The organism is Burkholderia sp. AU33803 (genome assembly GCF_002223095.1).
Classification (GTDB): Bacteria; Pseudomonadota; Gammaproteobacteria; order Burkholderiales; family Burkholderiaceae; genus Burkholderia.
Genome location: NZ_NKFJ01000012.1, coordinates 1 through 1,689, shown reverse-complemented (window position 1 = coordinate 1,689; position 1,689 = coordinate 1). Strand labels below are relative to the sequence as shown.

Genomic DNA, 1,689 nt, shown 5'->3' with positions numbered 1-1,689 from the left:
TTGTAGTAGCTTTTTAGAAATGTCGTGTTCTAGCCATTTAGAAATGTCGCGTTTGGACCTCGGTAAGCTTGCCGGCTCCACGTCAGATCATGGAGCCGGCGATGCACCGAACAGCACTGGTGACATTGAACATGAGAGAACTCGACCGTCTGAAGGTAATCCAGGCCGTAGTGGATTTGGGCGTGAAGCCTGGCCGCGCGGCCGAACGCCTGGGCCTGACGGTCCGGCAGATCGAACGGCTGGTGATTCGATACCGGGAGTCTGGCGCGGTGGGCCTGACCTCGCGCAAGCGTGGCGGTCCTGGCAACCGGCGGCTGGATGCGGAGTTGGCCCAGCGGGCCCTGACGATCATCCGGGATCGCTACGCCGATTTCGGGCCGACACTAGCGTGCGAGAAGCTTCGGGAATGCCACGGCATCCAGCTCGCCAAGGAAACGGTACGGCGGCTGATGACGGAAGCTGGTTTGTGGGTGCCACGCCGGCAACGACCGCCGAAGGTCTATCAGCCACGCGCGCGCCGGGCGTGCCTGGGTGAACTGATCCAGATCGATGGTAGCGACCATCGGTGGTTCGAGGAACGGGCGCCGGCGTGCACGCTGCTGGTATACGTCGACGATGCGACGAGCCGGTTGATGATGCTGCACTTCACGCAGACCGAATCGACCTTCAGCTACTTCGAGGCGACGCGAGCGTATATCGAGTGCCACGGCAAACCGGGGGCGTTCTATAGCGACAAGTACAGCGTGTTCCGCAATACAACGCCGGGCAAGGCTGGCAATCGGGTGACGCACTTTGGCCGCGCGATGTACGAGCTGAACATCGATACGTTTTGCGCAAACAGCAGTCCGGCCAAGGGGCGAGTCGAGCGAGCACATCTGACGTTGCAGGATCGCTTGGTCAAAGAGATGCGGCTGCGTGGGATCAACACGGTGGCCGACGCCAACGCTTACGCGCCCTCCTTCATGGCCGCCTACAACACACGCTTCGCAAAGCCGCCGAAGAGCGACTTCAATGCACACCGATCGCTGCGCGCCGAAGAGAATCTCGACTTGGTGATGACGTGGCGCGAGCCGCGGAAAGTCACGAAATCTCTCACGGTGCAGTACGACCGAGTGATGTATTTGCTGGACGATACGCCGGAGAATCGGAAGCTGATCGGTCGAACGATCGAGGTGTGGGAGTACCCGGACGGGCGCATCGAACTCCGAACAGAGGGTCGAGTGTTGCCTTGCAGACAGTACGACCGGCTGGCCGAGATCGATCAAGCTGCTGTTGTCGAACACAAGCGCCTGAGTCACGTGCTCCAGGTTGCGCAGACGATCCAGGCGCAACGCGATAACAGTCGAATCGGTAAAGCCCCGTCTCGAACGCATCGTGGCGACGCGACGCGGACCAATCGAAACGAGGCTGAACCGGGCAAGAAGAAGCAACGCGAGATCACGCAGGCCGACGTCGAGCATGTGATCGTGGATCTGGCGCACCGTCGGCAAACCGCAAAGCCGCCAAACAAACCTGGCCGTCGGTCTGCAAAAGCTGGAGAAACGAACGTGAGCGCCCTGCCCGTTCAGGCGCCGACCTTCGACACTGCGTAACGCTCAAAACGAGGAAAGAGACGCAGCCAACCAACCTTAAAACACGACATTTCTATCTGGCTGGCGCCCCGACATCTTGAAATGGCTACGACATGCG

1 protein-coding gene is annotated in these 1,689 nt (G+C 60.3%); it reads left to right on the top strand.

Annotated features, from left to right (window positions below):
- Positions 1–101 precede the first annotated feature (101 nt).
- Complete coding sequence (locus CFB41_RS36975; protein ID WP_089456609.1) at positions 102–1,592, top strand: ISNCY family transposase; 1,491 nt, start codon at positions 102–104, stop codon at positions 1,590–1,592.
- The last annotated feature ends 97 nt before the right edge of the window (positions 1,593–1,689 follow it).

Excerpts from the sequence above, each read along its gene's own strand:
- CFB41_RS36975 (WP_089456609.1), top strand. The coding sequence starts at position 102 with ATGCACCGAACAGCACTGGTGACATTGAACATGAGAGAACTCGACCGT.